19 protein-coding genes and 1 pseudogene are annotated in these 22,477 nt (G+C 72.4%); 11 read left to right on the forward strand and 9 right to left on the reverse strand.

Annotated elements, in window-relative coordinates:
• The first annotated feature begins 40 nt into the window (after positions 1–40).
• From AB0C59_RS29940 to AB0C59_RS29950, 3 genes are all read left to right on the forward strand, one after another.
• Positions 41–478, forward strand: a complete 438-nt coding sequence (locus tag AB0C59_RS29940) for a Fur family transcriptional regulator (RefSeq protein WP_363010100.1) — start codon at positions 41–43, stop codon at positions 476–478.
• A gap of 60 nt (positions 479–538) precedes the next feature.
• Positions 539–2,758 carry a catalase/peroxidase HPI gene (gene katG / locus AB0C59_RS29945; RefSeq protein WP_363010102.1) on the forward strand — a complete coding sequence of 740 codons (2,220 nt, stop codon included), beginning with the start codon at positions 539–541 and terminating at the stop codon, positions 2,756–2,758.
• Positions 2,759–2,885: 127 nt separating this feature from the next.
• Positions 2,886–3,467, forward strand: a complete 582-nt coding sequence (locus AB0C59_RS29950) for a PadR family transcriptional regulator (protein ID WP_363010104.1) — start codon at positions 2,886–2,888, stop codon at positions 3,465–3,467.
• Positions 3,468–3,494: 27 nt separating this feature from the next.
• On the opposite strand, the gene AB0C59_RS29955 is transcribed toward AB0C59_RS29950, so the two are convergent.
• Positions 3,495–4,769, reverse strand: a complete 1,275-nt coding sequence (locus AB0C59_RS29955; protein ID WP_363010106.1) for a cytochrome P450 — start codon at positions 4,767–4,769, stop codon at positions 3,495–3,497.
• A gap of 280 nt (positions 4,770–5,049) precedes the next feature.
• Here AB0C59_RS29955 and AB0C59_RS29960 point away from each other — a divergent pair, with 280 nt between their 5' ends.
• From AB0C59_RS29960 to AB0C59_RS29970, 3 genes are all read left to right on the forward strand, one after another.
• A complete protein-coding gene (locus tag AB0C59_RS29960; protein ID WP_363010107.1) occupies positions 5,050–6,669 on the forward strand; it encodes an FAD-dependent monooxygenase in 1,620 nt (539 codons plus the stop codon).
• Positions 6,670–6,700: 31 nt separating this feature from the next.
• The gene (locus tag AB0C59_RS29965; protein WP_363010109.1) at positions 6,701–7,738 is read left to right on the forward strand and encodes an amidohydrolase family protein; all 1,038 of its coding nucleotides are present in this window, start codon (positions 6,701–6,703) and stop codon (positions 7,736–7,738) included.
• Between the two features lie 71 nt (positions 7,739–7,809).
• Positions 7,810–8,835, forward strand: coding sequence for an RNA polymerase sigma factor (locus tag AB0C59_RS29970; protein WP_363010111.1), 1,026 nt, complete (start codon positions 7,810–7,812; stop codon positions 8,833–8,835).
• Positions 8,836–8,938: 103 nt separating this feature from the next.
• Here the strand turns inward: AB0C59_RS29970 and AB0C59_RS29975 are convergent, their stop codons facing one another.
• From AB0C59_RS29975 to AB0C59_RS30005, 7 genes and pseudogenes are all read right to left on the reverse strand, one after another.
• Complete coding sequence (locus tag AB0C59_RS29975; RefSeq protein WP_363010113.1) at positions 8,939–9,088, reverse strand: hypothetical protein; 150 nt, start codon at positions 9,086–9,088, stop codon at positions 8,939–8,941.
• A 29-nt stretch (positions 9,089–9,117) separates the two neighbouring features.
• Positions 9,118–9,324, reverse strand: coding sequence for a hypothetical protein (locus AB0C59_RS29980; RefSeq protein ID WP_363010115.1), 207 nt, complete (start codon positions 9,322–9,324; stop codon positions 9,118–9,120).
• 10 nt (positions 9,325–9,334) lie between these two features.
• Positions 9,335–9,922, reverse strand: coding sequence for a DUF5947 family protein (locus tag AB0C59_RS29985; protein ID WP_363010117.1), 588 nt, complete (start codon positions 9,920–9,922; stop codon positions 9,335–9,337).
• Positions 9,919–10,491, reverse strand: coding sequence for a NifU family protein (locus AB0C59_RS29990; RefSeq protein WP_363010119.1), 573 nt, complete (start codon positions 10,489–10,491; stop codon positions 9,919–9,921). Before AB0C59_RS29990 ends, AB0C59_RS29985 begins: the two co-directional genes overlap by 4 nt.
• Positions 10,484–12,277: a nickel-dependent hydrogenase large subunit gene (locus AB0C59_RS29995; protein ID WP_363010121.1), complete on the reverse strand. Its 1,794-nt coding sequence runs from the start codon at positions 12,275–12,277 to the stop codon at positions 10,484–10,486. The genes AB0C59_RS29990 and AB0C59_RS29995 overlap by 8 nt, the downstream gene beginning before the upstream one ends.
• A 43-nt stretch (positions 12,278–12,320) precedes the next feature.
• Entirely contained in the window at positions 12,321–13,307 is a 987-nt protein-coding gene (locus AB0C59_RS30000; RefSeq protein ID WP_363010175.1) for a hydrogenase expression protein HypE, read from the reverse strand.
• Positions 13,308–13,562: 255 nt separating this feature from the next.
• Positions 13,563–14,591 (reverse strand): annotated as a pseudogene (locus AB0C59_RS30005) (hypothetical protein); the annotation flags it as partial.
• Positions 14,592–14,816: 225 nt separating this feature from the next.
• On the opposite strand from AB0C59_RS30005, the gene AB0C59_RS30010 reads away from it, so the two are divergent.
• Positions 14,817–15,203: a phage holin family protein gene (locus AB0C59_RS30010; RefSeq protein WP_363010123.1), complete on the forward strand. Its 387-nt coding sequence runs from the start codon at positions 14,817–14,819 to the stop codon at positions 15,201–15,203.
• A gap of 35 nt (positions 15,204–15,238) precedes the next feature.
• Here the strand turns inward: AB0C59_RS30010 and AB0C59_RS30015 are convergent, their stop codons facing one another.
• Complete coding sequence (locus tag AB0C59_RS30015) at positions 15,239–18,058, reverse strand: SpoIIE family protein phosphatase (RefSeq protein ID WP_363010125.1); 2,820 nt, start codon at positions 18,056–18,058, stop codon at positions 15,239–15,241.
• 396 nt (positions 18,059–18,454) lie between these two features.
• Here AB0C59_RS30015 and AB0C59_RS30020 point away from each other — a divergent pair, with 396 nt between their 5' ends.
• The 4 genes from AB0C59_RS30020 (at position 18,455) to AB0C59_RS30035 (ending at position 22,474) form a co-directional block, all read left to right on the forward strand.
• Complete coding sequence (locus AB0C59_RS30020) at positions 18,455–20,185, forward strand: enoyl-CoA hydratase-related protein (protein WP_363010127.1); 1,731 nt, start codon at positions 18,455–18,457, stop codon at positions 20,183–20,185.
• Positions 20,182–21,366, forward strand: coding sequence for a hypothetical protein (locus AB0C59_RS30025; protein ID WP_363010129.1), 1,185 nt, complete (start codon positions 20,182–20,184; stop codon positions 21,364–21,366). The genes AB0C59_RS30020 and AB0C59_RS30025 overlap by 4 nt, the downstream gene beginning before the upstream one ends.
• On the forward strand, positions 21,363–21,893 hold the full coding sequence (locus AB0C59_RS30030) for a hydrogenase maturation protease (RefSeq protein ID WP_363010131.1): 531 nt from the start codon (positions 21,363–21,365) through the stop codon (positions 21,891–21,893). The genes AB0C59_RS30025 and AB0C59_RS30030 overlap by 4 nt, the downstream gene beginning before the upstream one ends.
• Positions 21,894–22,093: 200 nt before the next feature.
• Positions 22,094–22,474, forward strand: a complete 381-nt coding sequence (locus tag AB0C59_RS30035; protein ID WP_363010133.1) for a hydrogenase maturation nickel metallochaperone HypA — start codon at positions 22,094–22,096, stop codon at positions 22,472–22,474.
• The last annotated feature ends 3 nt before the right edge of the window (positions 22,475–22,477 follow it).

Genomic DNA, 22,477 nt, shown 5'->3' on the forward strand with positions numbered 1-22,477 from the left:
TTCCTTGAATCTCTCGTGTTTGTGGCGCTAGGTTGGCGTCATGACCGGATACCGGACCCCGAGCACCGCCGACGAGCTGCGCGGTGTCGGCCTTCGGGTGACGGCGGCCCGTGTCGCGATGCTGGAAACCGTCCGCGACGGTGACCACCTCGGCGTCGAGGCCATCGCCTCCGGAGTACGCGACCGCGTGGGACACATCTCCCTCCAGGCCGTCTACGACGCACTGAACGCGCTCACCATGGCGGGCCTCGTACGCCGTATCGAACCGGCCGGCAGCCCGGCCCGGTTCGAGGGCCGCGTGGGGGACAACCACCACCATGTCGTGTGCCGCTCGTGCGGTGTCGTCGCCGACGTGGACTGCGCCGTCCACGAGGCCCCCTGCCTGACCGCTTCCGACGACCACGGCTTCGCCATCGACGAGGCCGAGGTCATCTACTGGGGCGTGTGCCCCGACTGTTCCACCGCTCGCAAGGCGTGAGCCGAATGATGAAGCAAGTTCGATCCAGCAGTGTGATCCGCCCAGCTCGGAAGGATTCCCATGTCTGAGAACCACGACGCCGTCGTCACCGACTCGAAAACGGGGGAGGCGGGAGGCTGCCCGGTCGCGCACGGGCGCGCCCCGCACCCCACCCAGGGGGGTGGAAACGCCCAGTGGTGGCCGGACCGGCTCAATCTGAAGATCCTTGCCAAGAACCCCGCCGTGGCCAACCCCCTCGGCGAGGAGTTCGACTACGCGGCGGCGTTCCGGAGCCTCGACCTCGCCGAGGTGAAGCGGGACATCGCCGAGGTGCTGACGGATTCGAAGGACTGGTGGCCGGCCGACTTCGGCAACTACGGCCCGCTGATGATCCGTATGGCCTGGCACAGCGCCGGCACCTACCGGATCAGCGACGGCCGCGGCGGCGCCGGCGCCGGTCAGCAGCGCTTCGCCCCGCTCAACAGCTGGCCCGACAACGGCAACCTGGACAAGGCCCGCCGCCTGCTGTGGCCGGTCAAGAAGAAGTACGGCAAGAGCCTCTCCTGGGCCGACCTCATGATCCTCACGGGCAACGTCGCCCTGGAGACCATGGGCTTCGACACCTTCGGCTTCGGCGGTGGCCGCGAGGACGTGTGGGAGTCGGAGGAGGACGTCTACTGGGGCCCGGAGACCACCTGGCTCGACGACCAGCGCTACACCGGCGACCGCGAGCTGGAGAACCCGCTCGGCGCGGTCCAGATGGGCCTGATCTACGTCAACCCGGAGGGCCCCAACGGGAACCCGGACCCGATCGCCGCCGCCCGCGACATCCGCGAGACCTTCCGCCGCATGGCGATGAACGACGAGGAGACGGTCGCCCTCATCGCGGGCGGCCACACCTTCGGAAAGACCCACGGCGCGGGCCCGGCCGACCACGTCGGCCCCGACCCCGAGGCCGCCCCCATGGAGCAGCAGGGCCTCGGCTGGAGGAGCACCTACGCCAGCGGCAAGGCCGGCGACGCGATCACCAGTGGCCTGGAGGTCACCTGGACCAGCACGCCGACCCAGTGGAGCAACGGCTTCTTCACGAACCTCTTCGAGTACGAGTACGAGCTGACGCAGAGCCCGGCCGGCGCCCACCAGTGGGTGGCGAAGGACGCCGAGGCGACCGTCCCCGACGCGCACGACCCGTCGAAGAAGCGCCTGCCGACGATGCTCACCACCGACCTGTCGCTGCGCTACGACCCGGTCTACGAGCCGATCTCCCGCCGTTTCTACGAGAACCCGGCCGAGTTCGCGGACGCCTTCGCGCGCGCCTGGTACAAGCTGACCCACCGCGACATGGGCCCGAAGTCGCTCTACCTCGGCCCGGAGGTGCCCGAGGAGACGCTGCTCTGGCAGGACCCGCTGCCCGAGGCCGAGGGCGAGACCCTGGACGCGGCCGACGTCGCGGCGCTGAAGGCCAAGCTCCTGGACTCGGGACTGACCGTCGCGCAGCTGGTGTCCACGGCGTGGGCGTCGGCCTCGACGTTCCGCACCAGCGACAAGCGCGGCGGCGCCAACGGCGCCCGCGTCCGCCTCCAGCCGCAGGCCGGCTGGGAGGTCAACCAGCCCGACGAGCTGGCGCAGGTCATCAGCACCCTGGAGGGCGTCCAGCGCGACTTCGCGTCCGCCGGCGGCAAGAAGGTCTCCCTGGCCGACCTGATCGTCCTCGGCGGCTCGGCCGCGGTGGAGAAGGCCGCCAAGGACGCGGGCTTCGACATCGACGTGCCCTTCGCGCCGGGCCGCGTCGACGCGACCGACGAGCACACCGACGCGGAGTCCTTCGCCGCGCTGGAGCCGAAGGCCGACGGCTTCCGCAACTACCTCGGCAAGGGCAACCGCCTGCCGGCCGAGTACCTGCTGCTCGACCGGGCGAACCTGCTGGGCCTGAGCGCCCCCGAGATGACCGTCCTGGTCGGCGGTCTGCGCGTCCTCGGCGCCAACCACCAGCAGTCCTCGCACGGCGTGCTGACCGAGACCCCGGGCAAGCTGACGAACGACTTCTTCGTCAACCTCCTCGACCTGGGCACCACGTGGACGTCGACCTCGCAGGACCAGACGGCCTTCGAGGGCCGTGACGACGCCACCGGCAAGGTCCGGTGGACCGGCACCCGCGCCGACCTGGTCTTCGGCTCGAACTCCGAGCTGCGGGCCATCGCCGAGGTCTACGCGAGCGACGACGCCAAGGCGAAGTTCGTGAACGACTTCGCCGCGGCATGGACCAAGGTCATGAACCTGGACCGGTTCGACCTCGCCTGATCCCCGCCCGGTCCCGCGCGGGACCGGCGAAGCGGCGCCCGTACCGGCCTCCACCTGCCGGTACGGGCGCCGCGGTCCGTCTCGCGGCCCTCCACCCGCCGATCACACGGCTGTTAGGTTGAGGCCCATGGCACTTCGCAACGCGGTCATGGCGGCGCTTCTGGAGGGCGAGGCGTCCGGCTACGACCTCGCCAAGGGGTTCGCGTCCTCGGTCGCGAACTTCTGGATGGCCACGCCGCAGCAGATCTACCGCGAGCTGGACCGCATGGAGAGCGAAGGGCTCATCGCGGCGCGTGTCGTCCAGCAGGAGCGCCGGCCCAACAAGAGGCTCTTCTCGCTGACCGCGGCGGGCCTCGAGACCGTGCGCGCCTACACCGCCGAGCCGCCGGTCAAGCCGACCGCCATCCGGGACGAACTGCTCGTCAAGGTCCAGTGCGTCGACGTCGGCGACATCGAGGCCGTCAGCGGGGCCATCGCCGAGCGCATGGAACTGGCCACCGCGAAGATCGCCCGCTTCGAGCGGATCCGGGAGCGCCTGCTCGACGGACGCACCGAGGACGAGTTCTTCGCGACGGCCGAGCGGGTGGGCCCCTATCTCACCTGCCTGCGCGGTCTGGCCCTGGAACGCGAGAACCTCCAGTGGGGCGAACTCGCCCTCAGAAGGCTTCAGCAGCGCACCGCCCCCCTCGCCGCGCCCGCCGGGGACTGACAACCCCAGGGCCCGCGCTCCCTGCCCTCAGCCGCGCAGCCGCGACGGATCCAGGGCCACGGGAAGCCGGTCCAGACCCCGGAAGGCGGGGAAGGGGACCTTGAGCCATTCGGCCTCCTCGGCCGGGGCCATGAGGGCTACGTCCGGGTAGCGCTCGAACAGCGTGGTCAGCGCGATGCGCATCTCCATCCTCGCCAGCGGTGCGCCCAGGCAGTAGTGCGATCCGCTGCCGAAGCCGAGGTGCGCGCTCTGCAGACCCTGCCGGCGCACGTCGAAGGTGTCGGGCGACGCGAACTTCTCCGGGTCCCGGTTCGCGGACGCCACCGCGACCTGCACGAGCGCGCCCTTGGGGATGACCTCGCCCCGCAGGGGGATGTCCTCCAGCGCGTGCCGGAACGTCGCGTTCTCGACCGAGCCCTCGTAGCGGATGACCTCCTCGATCGCGTTGGGCAGCAGGTCCGGCTCGGCCAGGACCGCCTGGAGCTGGTCGCGGTGGGTCAGCAGGTTGAACACGGCGTTGCCGATGAGATAGGCCGTCGTCTTGTGGCCCGCGAACAGCAGCACCCACAAGGTGGACAGCAGTTCGCCGTCGTTCAGCGCGCCCTGCTCGTCCTGCGTACGGATCAGGTCGCTGAGCAGGTCGTCGGTCGCGCTGCGCCGTTTGCGCGCGATGAGACTCATGAAATAGTCCTTGAGCGCGCCCTCGGCCAGCGCCAGCCGCTCCTTGTCCTCCTTGCTGAATCCGGTGCGCGCCACGGTGGAGCACCACTTCTGGACGTCCGCCCGCTCCTCCTCGGGGACACCCATCAGTTCGCAGATGACGGTGAGCGGCAGCGGAAAGGCGAACGCGGCCAGCAGGTCGACGGGCTCGCCGGTGGGGCAGCGCTCCAGCAGGTCGTCGGTGATCTGCTGGATACGAGGCCGCAGGGACTCGATCCGGCGCGGTGTGAACGCCTTGTTGATGATGCGGCGCAGCCGGGTGTGCTTGGGCGGGTCGGCGAAGAGCATGTTGTCGTCGAGCGCGACCGAGGAGTCGCCGAAGATCGTGTGGTACGCGTCGAAGGCGGCGTACATGTCCTTGCTGATCCGGGGGTCCGTCAACGCGAGCTTCGCGTCGTCGTACCGCGTGATCAGGTAGGTGTCCACGCCGTGCGGCGGGGAGAGCTGACAAACGGGGGCCGTCTCGCGCAGGCACTTGTACACCGGATAGGGGTTGGCCCGGTACTCGGCCGAGCCGCGCGACGCCGCCGTGGCCGCTTCCTGCGTCGCTGTCGTGGTGTCCCGTTCGTCGAGCTGAGTCATTCTCCCGGCCTTTCTGAATGTTCCCGCCCCGGCCACAGGACAGCAGCTCCATTGCGTGGCCACGGGACAGCAGCTGTATGACGGTCGGTCAAGCATTCCCCGGTCGCCTCCCGGCCGTAAACGCGATTCCCCCGATCGGGGCGCACCTGGCGAAGGGGCCGCTGTCCGGGTGATTGCTGAATACCGTCCCGCGCCGCATGGCAAAGAACGAGGGTCGAGCCCGCCCGGAAGCGCTCGGCCACCGCGTCACGACGATGCTGACCGCTAAGGAGAACGCGCGATGAACGATCGAGGCAACGACTACGTGCCCGTCCTGGTCGTCGGGGGCTCCCTCGTGGGCCTGTCCGCATCCGTGTTCCTCGGACGCCTCGGCATCCAGCATCGTGTCGTCGAACGCCACGCGGCAACCTCGGCGCACCCGCGCGGCCGGGGCAACAACATGCGCACGATGGAGCTGTTCCGCACCGCGGGCCTGGAACCCCGGATCCGCCAGGCGGCGGCCACCCTCTCCAGGAACCACGGCATCCTCCAGGTGGACACCCTGCACAGCGGCAACCGGCGCTGGCTGTCGGCGCGGATGACGGGCAGGCCCCCGGAGTCCGACATCTGCTCGACGATCCGCTGCGCGTGCAGTCAGAACGACCTGGAGCCGGTGCTGCTCGACGGCGCCCGCGAACTCGGCGGGGACGTGCGCTTCCACAACGAACTGCTGTCCTTCACCCAGGACGCCGACGGCGTGCACTCGCTCGTGCAGGACAGGACCACCGGCGAGACCCGCACCGTGACGTCGGACTACCTGATCGCCGCCGACGGCCCCCGCAGCCCCGTCCGCACCCGGCTGGGCATCGAGCACTCGGGCTCGGGCGACCTGTTCCACAACGTCAGCGTCACCTTCCGCAGCAAGCAGCTGCGCCATGTGGCCGGTGAGGACCACTTCGTCGTCTGCTACGTCACCGACCCCGCCGGCGAGGGCGTGCTGCTGCCCGTGGACAACGAGGAGGAGTGGGTCTTCCACGTGCCGTGGTTCCCCGAGCGCGGACAGACCTTGGAGGACTTCACCGACGACGTGATCACGGAGCATGTCCGGGCGGCCGTCGGCGTCCGCGAACTCGACGTCGAGGTCACCGGGAAGGCCCCCTGGCACGCGGCGGACCGCGTCGCCAACAGCTACCGCGAGGGACGGGTGTTCCTCGCCGGCGACTCCGTGCACGAGATGCCGCCGACCGGCGCGTTCGGCTCCAACACGGGTATCCAGGACGCCCACAACATCTCCTGGAAGCTCGCCGCCGTGCTGCGCGGCTGGGCGGGCCCCCGGCTGCTGGACAGCTACGAACTCGAACGGCGCCCGGTCGCCCGGGCCACCAGCGCCCGCGCCACACTCCAGGCGGCCCGCGAACAGCACCCCGGCTACACCGTGCGGACCACGTCCGGCGACTACGCCGACCTGATGACGGTGGCGCTCGGCTTCCGCTACGTGTCCGGGGCGGTGGTCGGAGCCCGGGCGGACGAGCCGACCATCCCCGACACCCTCACCCTGGACGCCGAACCCGGGACGCGCGCACCGCACCTGTGGGTCCGGCGCGCGGGGCAGGTCGTGTCCACCATCGACCTGTACGAGCGCTCGTTCGTCCTGCTGAGCGGACGCCCCGGCTGGCGGGACGCGGCGGCGGCCGTCGCGGCCCGGACCAACGTGCCGCTCGACGCCTACGTCGTCGGCACCGGCGCCGACGCCGACCTGGACACCGGCGACGGCCCCGACTGGGCCGCCACCCACGGCACGACGCCCGAGGGAGCGGTCCTGGTGCGGCCCGACGGCATCGTCGCCTGGAGGTCCGCGGGCGGCGCGCCGGACATGGAGGGCGAACTGAGCGACGTTCTGCTCCGGGTCCTCGGGCGCTGAACGCACGGCTGCCGACGGAAGGGGACCTGGCATGACCACACTGCAGACGCCCGAGGACACCGGCACGGTGGCCGACGCCCACGACGGACGACCCGGCGAGGGGGACGCCCGCCGGGAACGGGTCGACGTCCACCACCACTACACCGCGCCCGAGTGGGTCGAGTGGGCGCGGGAACGGGGGATCGTCGACCCCCGGAGCCTGCCGCCGTGGGCCGCGTGGGACCTCGACAGCGCGCTGTCGCTCATGGACAGGGCCGGGATCGGGACGAGCGTGTTCACGGTCGCCATGCTCGGACGGCTCCAGGATCCCGCGCTGCGCAAGGAGAGCGCCCGCGTCGCGCTGCGGGCCGCCCACGACCTCACGGTGGACCACCCCGGCCGGTTCGCCTTCTACACCCCCGTGTTCCTGGAGAGCCCGGAGCTGTCGAGCTGGTCGATCGCCCACGGGATGGACGAACTCGGCGCGGTCGGGGCGAGCGTACGCACGAGCGTCAAGGGCGTGCATCTGGGCCATCCGTCCCAGGACCGGATCCTCGCGGAGCTCGACGAGCGCTCGGCGGTGGTCAGCACGCATCCGATGGAGGTGCCCGGCGGGGGCGGTGAGGGACTGGAAGGCGTCCCGCCGTTCCTGTGCGACTTCCTGATGGACACCACGCGCGCGGCGCTCAGCCTCATCGTGGGCGGGGCCCTGGACCGCTATCCGAACCTCACCTTCATCCTGCCGCACGGCGGCGGATTCCTGCCCTACATCGCGAGCCGGCTCCAGACGTTCGCCGACTGGCTGACGCCGAAGGTGGATCCGGCCCGGGTCCGCGACCACCTGCACCGCTTCTACTTCGACACGGCTGGACCGATGTCCCCGTCGTCCACGCCGAGTCTGCTCGCCACGGCGGGCGCGTCCCGGATCCTGTACGGCAGCGACTGGCCCCCCACCCCGGCCCGTCTGGTCGCGGAGGTCACCGCCCCCGCGCTGGACGGCGACCCCGCCCTGGACGAGGAGCAGCGCCGGCGCATCAACCGCGACAACGCGCACCGACTTCTGCCGGCACTCGCCGCCGGCCGCTCGTAGCGGGAGGCGACGGCCGTCTTCGCAGGGGTGCCGCGCACCGGACCGTTCCCGCGTGAACCGCTGGAGGCTTTATGAGCGTGCTGGACACCGAGGCCAAGGTGGAGGACCCGGAGGAGCTCCTCCTCTCGGACGAGGACGAGGAGGAGGCCGCCGCACCCGGTCCCCGGCTCTCCACCGACGGCGGCACGGTCGACCAGGTACGCGACTATCTGAGGCTCATCACCCGTGTCCGGCTGCTCACGGCCGAGCAGGAGGTGGACCTGGCCAAACGCGTCGAGGCGGGACTGTACGCCGAACACCTGCTCGCGGAGTGCCCCGGCGCGATCCAGGGCGCCCGCGAGGAGCTGACCGCTCTGTGCGAGGACGGCCGGCGGGCGAAGACCCACCTCATCGAGGCGAACCTGCGCTTGGTCGTCGCCGTGGCCAAGCGCTACACCGGGCGCGGGCTGCAGTTCCTCGACCTGATCCAGGAGGGCAACACCGGCCTGATCAGGGCCGTCGAGAAGTTCGACTACACCAAGGGCTTCAAGTTCTCGACGTACGCGACCTGGTGGATCAAGCAGGCGGTCACCCGGGCCCTCGCCGACCAGAGCCGCACCATCCGCGTGCCCGTCCACACGGTCGAGACCATCAACCGGGTGGCCCGGGTGCGCCGGGAGGTCCTGCACGACACCGGGGTCGAGCCCACCCCGCAGGAGCTGGCCGAGAAGGCGGGGGTGCCGGTGGAGCGCCTGACCGAGCTCGACGGGTACACCCGGGAGCCCGTCTCGCTGCACACCGCGGTCACCGACGACGGCGACACCCGGTTCGCCGACCTCATCGTGGACGACGACGCGCCCTCGCCCTGGGAACTCGTCACCTTCGGGCTGCTCCAGGAGGTGCTCCAGAACCTGCTGGCGGACATGCCGCCGCGGGAGGCCGGCATCATCACCCTGCGGTACGGGCTCTTCGGGGCGCGTGCGCGGACCCTGGAGGAGATCGGGCAGGTGTACGGGGTCACCCGTGAACGCATCCGGCAGATCGAGGCCAAGACGATGAGCAAGCTGCGCCACCCCTCGCGTGCCCGGGCCCTGAGGATCTACCTCCGCCAGGACTGAGCCGCCAGGAGCCGCCAGGAGCCGCCAGGACCGAGCCGCGGGCCGGACCGCCCGCCCGTGAGGGGCGCGCGACCCGGCCCGCGGCCGTGGGGGGCAGGGGCGGTCAGCGGCGGCGCCGGGTGACGCCCGGCAGGCCCACCATCCGCCAGATCCTGACCTCGCGGACCAGGCCGGGCATCTCGCGCAGCAGCACGACCGCTGCCACACCCGTCACCAGCATCGCCTCGGCGATCAGCACTCTCCTCGCCATCATCGTGGGCTCCTCGGTCGTCGCCCGCCGGCTCAGGCCGGCGGGAGGTTCGGCATGGTCTTGGTGATCGCGTCGTGCTCCTTGGAGTGGATTCCGGTCGAGCGGCGGGCGTCGGCGGTGCCGTCCTTGTGGTGACCCCGCTGGCGCCGGTGCGGGCTCTGGTTGCCCTGGTGCAGTCCCGGGACATGGGTGGGGGTGTCGGGCCGCACGTCGGGCTTGCCTACTCGGATACTGCCCATGGTTCGCTCCTTACGGATGTTCGGTCAGCTCCGCGAAGAACAGGTCGACCGCGGGCCACACCCGGCTGCCGCCGGACAGGCCCCGCCATTCCCGCCGTACGAGCGCGACGACGCGGAAGCAGTCGTCGACGGGGGCGATCCAGTGCTGGTTCGCGGAGAAGGCGGTGTTCACCAGCAGCGCCTCCACATCCGGTTCGAGGGTGGCCAGCGGCGGACACGCGGCGACGACGTCGTCCCACGCCCCGGCTTCCGCCTCCCAGCGGGTGGCCCCCGCCGGGCTCGGGTAGTGCGCGGACACGGTGCCGTCCGCGCGCCGTACGAAAAAGGCTAGCCCCACCGGAACCCCCAGCGCCTGCGTACGGACCGGAGGCAGCCGTACCCGCCGCTGGGGCACCAGCCGGTACCGGCCCTCGCCGGCCTCGGCCGCCACGAACAGCAGGGAGCAGGGGCGGCAGGCGCACAGCAGCTCCTCGCGGCCCGCGTCGAGCAGGTGCCGGTGATCGGAGGGGGTCGCGTCCCCGCACAGATCGCACGGCTCGGCGTCCGGCCGCCGGTCCGCGGCGGCGCGGACGACCCGGGCGAGCGCGCCGGAGGTCATGCCGGCTCCTCGGCCGGGGCGGACGGCCGCAGGCCGATCGAGTCGAGCGGCACGAACGCGCCGGCCCGCTGCCCGTCCCGCGGCTCGCGCTCGACGCCGGACAGCTCGGGTGCCAGGGCGAGCACGGCCTCGCGGACCGCCTCCTCCAGGTCCGTCGCCGACGAGGAGCCGCACCCCTTGGCGGCGAGCCTGACCCGGGCGACCCCGTCCTCCACCCCCGTCAGCTCGACCTCTCCGCCCCGCTCCCGCACCGAGGGCCGCATGCCCTCGACGGCACGTGCGGCGCGGCGCTCCGGCGGTTCGGGATGGATGTCGTGCAGCACCAGCAGATGCCCGATCAGCAGATCGTCCGCCATCCGCTCCACCAGACCGGCGTCGGCGGCGTCCAGCACCCGGGCCAGGGCCTCCCCGTACACCGTGGCGAGGACCTGCACCGCCTCGATCGCCGCCCCCGTCATGGGGCCGGGCGCGCCCTCGATCTGCTCCAGGAGCAGGTCGAGGCGTGTGAGCCGTTCGGCGACCGTCGCCTCGTCCAGCCGCGCGGTCGGGGCCGTGGCCGTCTCAGGCATGTGCCGCTCCGTAGGTGGGGGAGTGCAGCTTGGTGAGCTCCTTGCCCTTGCCGAGGTACATGTGCACGCCGCAGGGCAGGCAGGGGTCGAAGCTGCGGACGGTGCGCATGATGTCGACGCCCTTGAAGTCGTCGGGCCCGTTCTCCTCGAAGATCGGCTGTCCCTGGACGGCGTCCTCGTACGGCCCGGGCGTCCCGTACATGTCCCGGGGGCTGCCGTTCCACGGCGTCGGCGGGTAGGGATGGTAGTTCGCGATCTTCTGGTCCTTGATCACCAGGTGGTGGGACAGGACACCGCGCACCGCCTCGTGGAAGCCGCAGCCGATCGCCTCGTCGGGCACCTCGTAGTTCTCGAACACCTTGGTCTCGCCGGCCCGGACGAAGCCCATCGCCCGCTCCAGGAAGTAGAACGCCATCGCGGCGGCGTAGGCGACGAAGTACGGCCTCGCCCGGTCGCGCTCGATCGTGTTGCTCCACTGCGGGATCTTCCACTCCAGGGTCATCTCCGGCAGCTGCTCGCTCTTGGGCAGCGAGATCTGCACGCTGTGCCCGGTGGACTTCACGTACGGCGTGTCGACCATCCCGCTGAGGGCCGTCGTCCACAGGCGGGCCAGCGGGCCGCCGCCGGTGTCCAGCGCGAGATGGTCGCCGCTGGTCTTGTCGTACCAGCGCGGGCTCATCACCCAGCTGTAGTTGCCGTCGAAGTCGCGCTTCTGCGGCATCGGGACCGTCGTCTGGTTCCACGGATGGCGCATGTCCACGGGGTTGCCCAGCGGGTCGTGGGTGACGAACGGCTGCTCGTTGACCCAGTCCTCGTAGTACGAGCTGCCCAGCAGGACCCGGATGCCGAGGTTGATGTCGACCAGGTCGTTGGTGACGATCCGGCCGTCGACGACGACGCCGGGGGTGACGTACATCGCCTTGCCCCAGTCGTTCATCGTCTCGTAGCGGTAGTCGCACACGTCCGGGTTCTGCCAGGCGCCCCAACAGCCCAGCAGGATGCGGCGCTTGCCCACCTCCTCGTAGCCGGGCAGCGCCTCGTAGAAGAAGTCGAACACGTCGTCGTTCATCACGACGGCCTTCTTCACGAAGTCCATCACCCGCACCAGCCGGGAGAGGTAGTCGGTGAACGTGGTCGGCTCCGGCATCGTGCCGACGCCTCCCGGATACAGGGTGGAGGGGTGGACATGGCGTCCCTCCATCAGGCAGAACATCTCCCGGGTGATCCGGCTGACCTTGAGCGCCTCCTTGTACACCTCGCCCTCGAAGGGGTTGAAGGCGCGCATGATGTCCGCGATGGTCTTGAAACCGTGGATCCGGCCGTTCGGCGCCTCGGTGCGCTCCGCCCGGGCCAGCACCGAGGGGTTGGTGGACTTGACCATGGCCTCGCAGAAGTCCACGAAGACCAGGTTGTCCTGGAAGATGGTGTGGTCGAAGATGTACTCGGCCGCCTCACCCAGGTTGACGATGGTGTCGGCGAGCATCGGCGGCTTGATCCCGTAGGCCATCTGCTGGGCGTAGTTGGAGCACGTGGTGTGGTTGTCGCCGCAGATGCCGCAGATACGTGAGGTGATGAAGCCCGCGTCCCGCGGGTCCTTGCCCCGCATGAACACGGAGTAGCCCCGGAACAGCGAGGAAGTGCTGTGGCACTCCACCACCTCCCGGTTCGCGAAGTCAATCTTCGTGTAGATGCCGAGATTGCCCACGATCCGGGTGATCGGGTCCCAGGACATGTCCACGATCTGCGCGGGTTTGCGCCCCGCGCCCCGCGCGTCGGTTGCCGTCATGTCCGTGCGTTCCTCGCTCTCGTTCTCTCTCGCTGATCGGGTCTCAGGCGCGCCAGTGCGCGTCGTAGCCGGTGGTCAGCTCGGCCTTGTCGTGACGCCACCTCGGTTCGCGGTTGACGGCCATGTTGGTGATGCCGCGCAGCCGCCGGATCACGGCCCCGTAGGGCCGGATGAGCGCGGACGAGAAGGTGGCGCCCGTCGGCTCGTCCATGAACGGCATGAAGGCGTCCGGGAATCCGGGCATCGTGCAGCCGATGCAGATCCCGCCGACGTTCGGGCAGCCGCCCAGACCCGACATCCAGCCGCGCTTGGGCACGTTGCAGTTGACGACCGGGCCCCAGCAGCCCACCCTCACCTGGCACTTCGGTGAGTTGTAGTCCTTGGCGAAGTCGGCCTGCTCGTAGTACGCGGCACGGTCGCAGCCCTCGTGCACCGTCTTCCCGAACAGCCACTGCGGGCGCAGCATGTGGTCCAGCGGTGGCGGCGGCGCGGAACCGGCCGCGTGGTAGAGCACCCAGGTCAGGGTCTCCATGAAGTTGTCTGGCTGGATCGGGCAGCCGGGCACGTTCACGATGGGCAGGTCGCCCTGCGAGCGGTACTCCCAGCCCAGGTAGTCGGCCAGGCCCATGGAGCCCGTCGGGTTGCCCGCCATCGCGTGGATCCCGCCGTAGGTGGCACAGGTGCCGGCGGCGACCACCGCCCAGGCGTGCGGCGCGAGACGGTCGAGCCACCAGTTGAGGGTGAGCGGCTCGCCGGTCTCCAGGTCGTTGCCGAACGAGGTCCAGTAGCCCTCGCCCTGGATGATGTTCTGGTTGGGGATCGACCCCTCGATGACCAGGATGAAGGGCTTCAACTCGCCGCGTGCCGCGGCGCGGAAGGGGGCGAGGAACTCCTCGCCGCCCAGGGTGGGCGAGAGCACCTTGTTGTGCAGGTTCACCTTCGGCAGGCCCGGGACGAGCCCGAGGACGACGTCCTCGATCGCGGGCTGGCTGGCCGCCGTCATGGAGACGGTGTCCCCGTCGCAGCTCATGCCCTCGGAGATCCAGAGGATATGGACCTCGTCGAACCCGCCCTTGCCCTCGGCCCTGTTGCTGGTCTCGGCCTTCTCCGCCTTGCCGGCGTGCTTCGCGGCCTTCGTGGTCTTGGTCATGCGCTCGGCCTTCCTTGCAGTCGGTCCCGGAGTCCGCGTCCGGGAGCACCCGCTCGTGCGTCAGTGACTCGACGGAGCCCATGACCCCCCTTCTGCGCCCTCCTGCCCGAGTGCGGCGGCGTGCGGGGCCGCCCGGGCGGGGGCGAGGGAGCGGATGGCGCCGTGCAGCCGGGCGAGCACCTCGGGCGGCATGGTCTCCACCCGGTCCAGGATCAGCGCGGCTCTGGGGTCGGTGGCGCGGGCCTCGCGCTTCTCGTCGTCGGTGAGTACGAGCGTGCGCAGGGTCAGGATCTCGTCGATCTCGGCCGCGTCGTGCAGGTCGCCCGGGCTCTCCGGGGCGACCTGCGGATGATCGGGCAGGATGATCGGGGAGGACAGGAGCAGCGGGGCCGTCCCCGGCTCACCCGCCGCGCCTTCCTCACCGGCCAGGACCGGGAAGGTGTGCACGTTGCGGCAGTCCCGTACCCACGGGGCCGCCTGGTCGGGCGGGTCCAGGGACGAGAAGAAGGCGATGCCCTCGCCGCCGATGAAGGTGTGCGCCGCGACGAGGGCGTGGCGCAGGGCCTCGTCGCGCGGGGTGCCGGGCGGTGTCGACTCGCCCCGGTTCTCCGTGCGCACCGTCAGCCGGTACAGCGGATCCGGGCCGGGCAGCCGCTCGGCGCCGAGCACGGTGCGTGCCTGGACGGGTCGGCGGCGGCGCACCAGCCGGCCCTCGCCGCCGGGCAGTTCCTCGCTCTCCTCGCCGCCGGGCGCACCGAACGTGAACTCCTTCTTCCCGGCGAGCAGTTCGGCGAGCGTGGCGGTGAAGTCCGCCTCGTGCGGCACCGCCTCGTCGAAGGAGAGATGGACGGCACCCGCTGTGTGCAGCGAGTCCACCGGGCGGTGGCGGCCCGTCTCGTCCCGGCGCTCCACGCATCGGGCCAGCGTCTGCAGATAGCGCACGCGGACCTGGACCAGGGCGTCCGGTCGCGCCCGCAGCACGCACTCGGTCCGCTGCCGCCAGGACTCCACGGACCCCGAGACGCTCGGTGCCACCGGGCCGTGCGCCTCGGCCCAGGCGCGCGGGGCGAGGATCCCGAACTGCCAGCGCACCCGGTTCTTGGGCGACGACCTGCGGTACGGGTAGAGCAGATAGCCCTCGTAGAGGATGGCGTCGGCCACCGCGCAGGCCGCCTCCATCGGGGAAGGGGCCTGCCGCGCCCTCCCGGACAGCGGCTCAGGGTCGCTCACCGTCGCTCCTCACTCACCGACTGTCTGCATGCAGTGATTTACAACGATCACACCTTTTGCGGAGAAGATCCCGTATTGGTGGCGTATGGGTGATGGGCGCGTCGGACGGGTACTGAGTCAGGGGGCTCCCGTACGCGACGGAGCGGGACGGAGGCGGCGATGCGCACCCAGGGCGACGGCTCGTCGGACGGCAGGGACCGGGAGGACGACGCGGCTGCCCGCCTCGCACGGGACACGGCGCAGATGGCGCGGCACGAGCTGCTCGTGCTGGAGAGCGAGGCCCGGGCGGCGCTGCGGCGCATCGGATCCGGTGGCGTCCTGCTGGGGGCCGCGGGGGCGTGCGCTGTGCTCGCGCTGCGGTCCGCCCACGAGACGCTGCTGCGGTCGCTGGAGCCGGTGCTGCCGGGAGCCCGCGCCCCCGCCCTCCTGGGCGGGGCGTACGCCGCGGGCGCGGTGGCCCTTGCCCTCGCGGCCCGCGAGCGGCTGTGCGCGGCGGCCAGGGCGCCCGAAGAGGGGTTCGTGTCCGCGGAGGATCCCGACCGGTAGCCGTCCCGAGGGGCGCGGGGCGTGCCCGCGCGACGTCAGGGCAGCGGCTGTTCGGCCCAGATCACCTTTCCCGTCGGGGTGTAGCGCGTCCCCCAGCGCTCGGTCATCTGCGCCACGAGGAACAGCCCGCGCCCGCCCTCGTCGGTCATGGCCGCGTAGCGCAGATGCGGCGAGGTGCTGCTGGCGTCGAAGACCTCGCAGATCAGGTTGCGGTCGCGCAGCATCCTCACCCGGACCGGCGCGCTGCCGTAGCGGATCGCGTTGGTGACCAGCTCGCTGAGGATCAGCTCCGTGGTGAACGCGAGGTCGTCGAGCCCCCAGTCGGCCAACTGCCGGGTCACCTTCGCCCGTACCGCGCCGACCGCCGCGGGATCCGACGGCACCTCCCACTCGGCGATCCGGTCCGCGGTGAGCGCCCGGGTGCGTGCGACGAGCAGGGCGATGTCGTCGCTCGACCGGTGCGTGCGCCGCGCCTCCAGGACGGCCCGGCAGGTGTCCTCCGGCGACGGACCCGCCTCGGCCAGGGCCTCGCCCAGCAGACCCAGCCCCGCCTCGATGTCCTGGTCGCGGTCCTCCACCAGCCCGTCCGTGTACAGGACGAGCCGGCTGCCCTCGGCCAGCTCCAGGTCGGTCGTCTCGAACGGGAGTCCGCCCAGGCCCAGCGGGGGGCCGGCCGCCACGTCGGGGAACTCCACGGTCCCGTCGGGCAGGATCACGGCGGGCGGCGGATGCCCGGCACGGGAGACGGTGCACCGCCGGGAGACCGGGTCGTAGATGGCGTACAGGCAGGTGGCGCCGGTGACGGGGGCGCCCGCGCCGTCGGGCGTCTCGTCCTGGTCGATACGGCCGACCAGCTCGTCCAGGAGCCCGAGGACCCCGTCCGGCGGCAGGTCCAGCGCGGAGAAGTTGTGCACCGCCGTGCGCAGCCGCCCCATCGTCGCCGCGGCGTGCAGACCGTGGCCCACGATGTCGCCCACCACCAGCGCCACACGCGCCCCGGACAGCGGGAGCACGTCGAACCAGTCGCCGCCCACCCCGGACTGCGCCGGAAGGTAGCGGTAGGCGATGTCCAGGGCGCTCTGCTCGGGCAGCTGGCGCGGCAGCAGACTGCGCTGCAGCGTCACCGCCATGCCGTGCTCGCGGGTGTACCGGCGCGCGTTGTCGATGGACACGGCGGCCCGGGCCACCAGCTCCTCCGCCAGCGCCAGCTCCTCCTCGTCGAACGGCTCGGGCTTCTCGGAGCGCCAGAAGTTGACCACGCCGAGGACCAGCGACCCCGCCCGCACCGGCACGGTGATCAGTGAGTGGATGCCGTAGTCCACGACCCGTGCGGTGCGGTCGAGATCCTGCGCCAGCCACCCGGAGTGGTCGCCCAGCCGGGGGGCGATGACCGACGCCCCGGTGCCCATGCTGTGCGCCTGCGGAGTGGTGTCCACGAACCGGATCCGCTCGCCGACCGGGTAGAGCGGGCAGTCGTCGCGGATCCCGCTGAACGCCGTGCGGCGCAGCCCGCCGCCCGGCTCCGGCTCCTCACCGCCCAGAACCCCCTGGAAGAGGTCCACGGTGACGAAGTCCGCGAACCGGGGCACGACCAGCTCCGCCAGCTCCTCGGCGGTGCGCGTCACGTCCAGGCTGGTCCCGATGCCCACACCGGCGTCGTAGAGCAGCGTGAGGCGCTCGCGGGCCACCTCCGCCTTCCCGGACAGGGCGCGCAGCTCGGTGGAGTCGCGCAGCGTCGCGACATGGCCGGGAGGCCCTCCCTCCAGGTCCGTGGGCCGCTGGTTCACCGCCAGCAGCCGGTCCCCGACCCGCAGCACCTCGTCCGTCGCGAGGCGGCCGGACACCAGCAGCTCGGCGATGTTCGGCGCGAGACCGAGGTCGGTCACCTGGCGCCGCTCGGCGTCGGGCGGCAGGTCGAGCAGCCGCTGCGCCTCGTCGTTGGCGAGCAGCAGACGCCCGTCGCCGCCGACGATGATCACTCCCTCCCGCACCGAGTGCAGGACCGCGTCGTGGTGCTCGTACATGCGGGTCATCTCGCCCGGTCCCAGACCGTGGGTCAGGCGCAGCAGCCGCCTGCTGACCAGTGCCGTCCCCGCCGTCGCCAGCACCAGCGCGGCCGCGGCGGCGCCGAGGACGAGCGGCATCTGCCGGTTCGTGGCGCCGCCCACGTGCTCGGTGGTGATGCCCGCCGAGACCAGCCCCACGACCTTGCCGTCCGGCGCCTTGACGGGCACCACCGCCTGGACGAGCCGCCCGATGGTCCCGTTGACCTCCTCGACCACCACACCGCCGTTCAGGGCCGGCTGGATGGTTCCCACGAACTTCTTGCCGATGCGGTCCGGCTTGGGGTGGGTGTAGCGGATCCCCTCGGTGTTCATCACCACGATGAAGTCGACGTCCGCCGCCCGGCGGGCCGCCTCCGCCCGCGGTTGCAGCACCGCCGAGGGATCCGGGCCGCTCAGCGCCTCCCGCGTGCCCGGCGCGTGGGCGAACGTCTCGGCGACGGCGAGGGAACGGTTGCGGGCCTCCTGCGTGGTGTCGTGCCCGACCTGCAGGAACAGCGCCACCACCGCCGCGACGACCAGCAGCAGCACGATGAACACCTGGAGGAAGAAGACCTGCCCCGCGACACTGCGCCCGCTCAGCGCCGACCGCAGCTCGGTGAGCGCCCCCGGCCGCACCACGCCGCCCGTCGCGCCCCGCTCCCCGGCCTCGGGCCGCAGCCCGGCCCGCCCCGCCTGCCGGACCTGGGGCGCGCCGCTCCCGGGCGCCGGGCCGAGGCGGCGCGCACGGGATGCGCGCCGACCGATGGGAAGGGTCGACCGGGTACCGGTCCGACGTGAAGGCCGCGCCATGTGCCTTGTCTACACTGCCGCGCCTCCTGAGGCGAGGGGCGTCACACACCGTGATGCCCGGATCCGTCGGCCGGGGCGGGACTCAGGGCCGCGACAGGCGACGTTCGCCCTGTTCCGGCGCCCGGCACGCTCCCCCAAGCTCTGCGAGCAGGGGGACCCCCACTCGCCGCACCGGCCGAGATCCCGAGTGCGTCCAGTACGGGGGGCTTCCGCCCGGCACGGCGAGAGCACGCACCGGACACCGCTCCTCGACGGGCGAACATCGCCCGCCGCGGCACCGGCCCCCGCTTTCGGGTGACCCGGCGGCGCGTCCGGGCCACGTGCGGGCGGGGCGTACCGGCCCGGGGCGCCCGCCGCGGCTACGGTGCCCGCACCGTCGTCCGCCGGGAGTCCGCCGTGCATGTCCTGCTCGTGGCCAGCGCGTTCAACAGCCTCACCCAACGCGTCCATGCCGAACTCCGCGACCGCGGCCACACCGTCTCCGTGGAACTGGCCCTGCCCGACACCCCGCTGGCCGAGGCGGTACGGCGGCACGACCCGCAGCTCGTGCTGGCGCCGATGCTGACGACGGCGATCCCCCGCGAGGTGCGGACGGCGTACCCGTGCCTCATCGTCCATCCCGGCCCGGTCGGGGACCGCGGCCCCTCCTCCCTGGACCGGGCGGTCCAGGACGGGGCCGGCTGGTGGGGCGTGACCGTCCTTGAGGCCCAGGAGGAGATGGACAGCGGTGACGTCTGGGCGAGCGTCGCCTGCCCGCTGCCCCCGCTGGCCAAGAGCGACCTGTACCGGGGGGAGATCGCCGACGCCGCCCTGGCCGCCGTCCTGCTCGCCGTGCAGCGGTTCGCCTCCCGCACCCACACCCCCCTGCCCCAGGACACCGCCCGCCCCCGCCCCTACCTGGACCAGAGCCTGCGCCGCATCGACTGGGCCGCCGACCCGACCGGCACCGTCCTCGCCAAGCTCCGCGCCGCCGACTCCCGGCCCGGCGTACTGGACACCCTGCTCGGCGAGGAGTGGTACCTGCACGGCGGCCACCCCGAGGACGTCCTGCGCGGCACGCCGGGGGACCTGCTCGCCACCCGCCACGGGGCGATCTGCCGGGCCACGGCCGACGGCGCCGTGTGGATCCCCGAACTGCGCCGACGGCGCCGTCCGGGACAGCCGCGCCCCGTCAAGCTCCCCGCCGTGACGGCCCTCGGCGACCGCCTGCCGCCCCTGCCCCGGCTGCCCGCGCCCGACGAGGCGGACCCCGGCACCTGGACGGACATCCGCTACCGGGAGGAGGCGGGAGCCGGCTTCCTGGCCTTCTCCTTCCCCGGCGGGGCGATGAGCACCGAGCAGTGCGAGCGCCTCCTGGCCGCCTACCGGCGGGCCTGCGCGCGCCCCACCTCCGTGCTCGTCCTCGGCGGACCCCGGGACTTCTTCTCCAACGGCATCCACCTCGGGGTCATCGAGGCGGCCGAGGACCCCGCGGCCGAGGCGTGGGCGAACATCAACGCGATGAACGACCTGGTCGAGGCGGTCCTGACGACCACCGACCGGCTGGTGGTCGCGGCGCTCGCGGGCAACGCGGCGGCCGGAGGGGTGATGCTGGCCCTCGCGGCCGACGAGGTGTGGTGCCGCGCGGGCTGTGTGCTCAATCCGCACTACCGGCTGATGGGTCTGTCCGGCTCGGAGTACTGGACGTACACCCTGCCCCGCCGGGTGGGCGCCCCGGCCGCGATCCGCCTGATGCGCGAGGCCCTGCCCGTCAGCGCCGCGAGCGCCCGGGACCTCGGGCTCGTCGACGAGCTGATCGACTGCGGGCCGGGGGACTTCGCGGGCGAGGTCGCACGGCGCGCGACCCGGCTGGCGTCCCTGCCGGGAACGAGGGCCCGCGCCGCCGCCAAGAAGGAGCGGTGGGATCGGCAGGAGGCGACCGCACCGCCGGCCTCCTTCCGCCGCGGCGAGCTGGAGACGATGCGCCGCACGTTCCAGGACCCGGCCGCCCCTCACCACGCCCTGAGAAGGGCCTTCGCGCGCAAGGAGAGGCCCTCCCGCACACCCGGGCACCTCGCGACCGGCCACCGGGCAGGGACCGAACCGGACCGGACCTGGGCCCCGACCACCGGAAGGACCGCACCATGACCGTCACCGGGTTCGCCCCCCAGACCGAGGCCCGCTTCGCCCTCGCCCGGAAGGCGGCCGACGCCGTCCTCTTCGAGGGCGGCCCGCCGCACGGCCACCGCGCCGGCGTGCCCGGCAACCGGCCGCGCCGGCAGCCGGGAGTGCTCGTACCACCCTCGTGGGACGCCGGTGACGAGATGTACGACTTCCAGCACACCGAATGCCTGATGGAGCCGAAGGCGGGCGCCGCCCTCGCGGTCGAGCTGCGGTTCCTGCGCGGTCGGCGGCGCACGGTCCGGCGCGCCGCCGGGCACGGCGCCTTCGAGACCGTCTCCGAACTCGTCGTGGGGAACAGGACCCTGGTCCCCCTGGACGAGGGGCTGCGGGACGGCGTCGAGGTGGTGGTGCAGGTGGACGAACTCACCGGCGACGGTGTCACCGTGCCCTTCCACCGGCCCGAGGAGGAGCACGGCGAACCCGTCCTGGACGGTGACGGCCACGAGGTCGGACGCCTGGTCCATCGCTGCGAGGAGATCAGCGGCGTCCTGCGGCTGTCGGCACGCCGGCTGGAGGGACCGTACCGGCTGCTGCGGCTCACCGCCGTCGTGGAGAACACCACCGCCTGGACGCCGGGCGAGGACCGGGCCGGCGACCGGGACGCCGCGTTCACGCGCTCCCTGGCGGCCGCCCACCTCCTGCTGGGGCTCAGCGCCGGGTCGTTCCTGTCGATGGCCGAACCCCCCGAGTGGGCGCGGCAGGCGGTCGCCGGCTGCCGCAACCTGCACACCTGGCCCGTCCTCGCCGGGGTGGGCGGCCGGCCGGACGTCGTGCTGTCCTCGCCCGTCGTCCTCGGCGACCACCCGGCCGGCCGCGCCGACGGCCCCCGCGCACCGGACGCGGAGCCGCCGCAGTGGCAGGAGCCACCGGCCCGGGACACCTCGGGGCCGGCCGTCCTGGCGGGCCCGATCCCGGTGGCCGGCAGCCGGGTGCGGCTGAACCCCGGCCTGCGGCGCACCGACGCGCAGGACCTCTTCCTGCGGGGCCGCACGGCGAGGGTCGAGGCCGTGCTGGACGACGTGGACGGCTCGGTGCACCTGGCGGTCACGCTCGACGACGACCCGGGCGCCGACATCCGCCGGGCCCAGGGGACGTTCCTCTACTTCCGGCCGGACGAACTCACCCTCCTGGAGGACGGCGCATGACCCCCACACCTCAGGACGGCCGGGTCCTCGTCGCCGGGATCGGGAACGTCTTCCTCGGGGACGACGGCTTCGGCGTGGAGACCGTGCGCGCCCTGACCGCGCGCCCCCTGCCCGAGCGGGTCGAGGCCCTGGACATCGGGGTGCGCGGGGTGCACCTGGCCTACCAACTGCTGGACGGCTACGACACCCTGATCCTGGTGGACGCCACCGAGCGGGGCGGGGAGCCGGGCACGCTGTACGTCGTCGAACCCGACGGCGACGCCCCGGGGGGCATGCCGCTGGACGGCCACCGGATGGCGCCGGACGCGGTGCTCGGACTGCTGGGCACCCTGTGCGCCGGAACCGGGACGGCGCCGCCCCGGCGCATCCTCGTGGTGGGCTGCGAACCGGACTCCGTCGAGGAGCGCATGGGGTTGAGCCCGCGTGTCGCCTCTGCGGTGCCGGAGGCGGTCCGCCTGATCGAGGAGGTGCTGTGGGCCGGGCGGCCCGACGGCAGCCTCCCGCGGGGCGTGCGCGCCGGGGGGTGACGGACAGGCCCTCGCCCCTTCGGCGTGCCCCTTCGGAAGGGGGTACGGCCGCGGGAGCGCGGGGAGACGTGCGGAAGCCGGTACGCGGCCGAACGGCGGACGGCGTCGGCTCCTGACGGCGTGCCGGGCCCACCGGCCGGCCCGGCACGCCTGTAATGGACCGCGGCGAGCCGCCCACGCACGCCCCGGGACGGAGACCCATGCACGAGATGTCCATCGCGATGGCGGTGATCGGCCAGGTGGAGGACGCGGCCGAGCGGGCCGGGGACGTCACCGCGGTGCGCTCGGTGCGGGTCCAGGTGGGGGAACTCGCCGGTGTCGTGCCCGACGCCCTCTCCTTCAGCTTCGAGGTGGGCTGCGCCGGCACCGTGCTGGAAGGCGCCGAACTGATCACCGACTTCGTGCCGGGACGGGCCCGCTGCGCGCCCTGTGCGCACGAGTGGGCCGTCGGCATGCCGCCCCTGCTGAGCTGCCCGCTGTGCGACGGAGGGAACACCGAGCTGCTGTCGGGGCGTGAACTCCGGATCGTCGCCGTGCGGTGGGAGGACGGCCACCCCGAACCGAGTCCCGAGGAGCGCTGAACC

Origin of the sequence: Streptomyces sp. NPDC048664, assembly GCF_040650555.1 — a bacterium.
GTDB lineage: Bacteria > Actinomycetota > Actinomycetes > Streptomycetales > Streptomycetaceae > Streptomyces.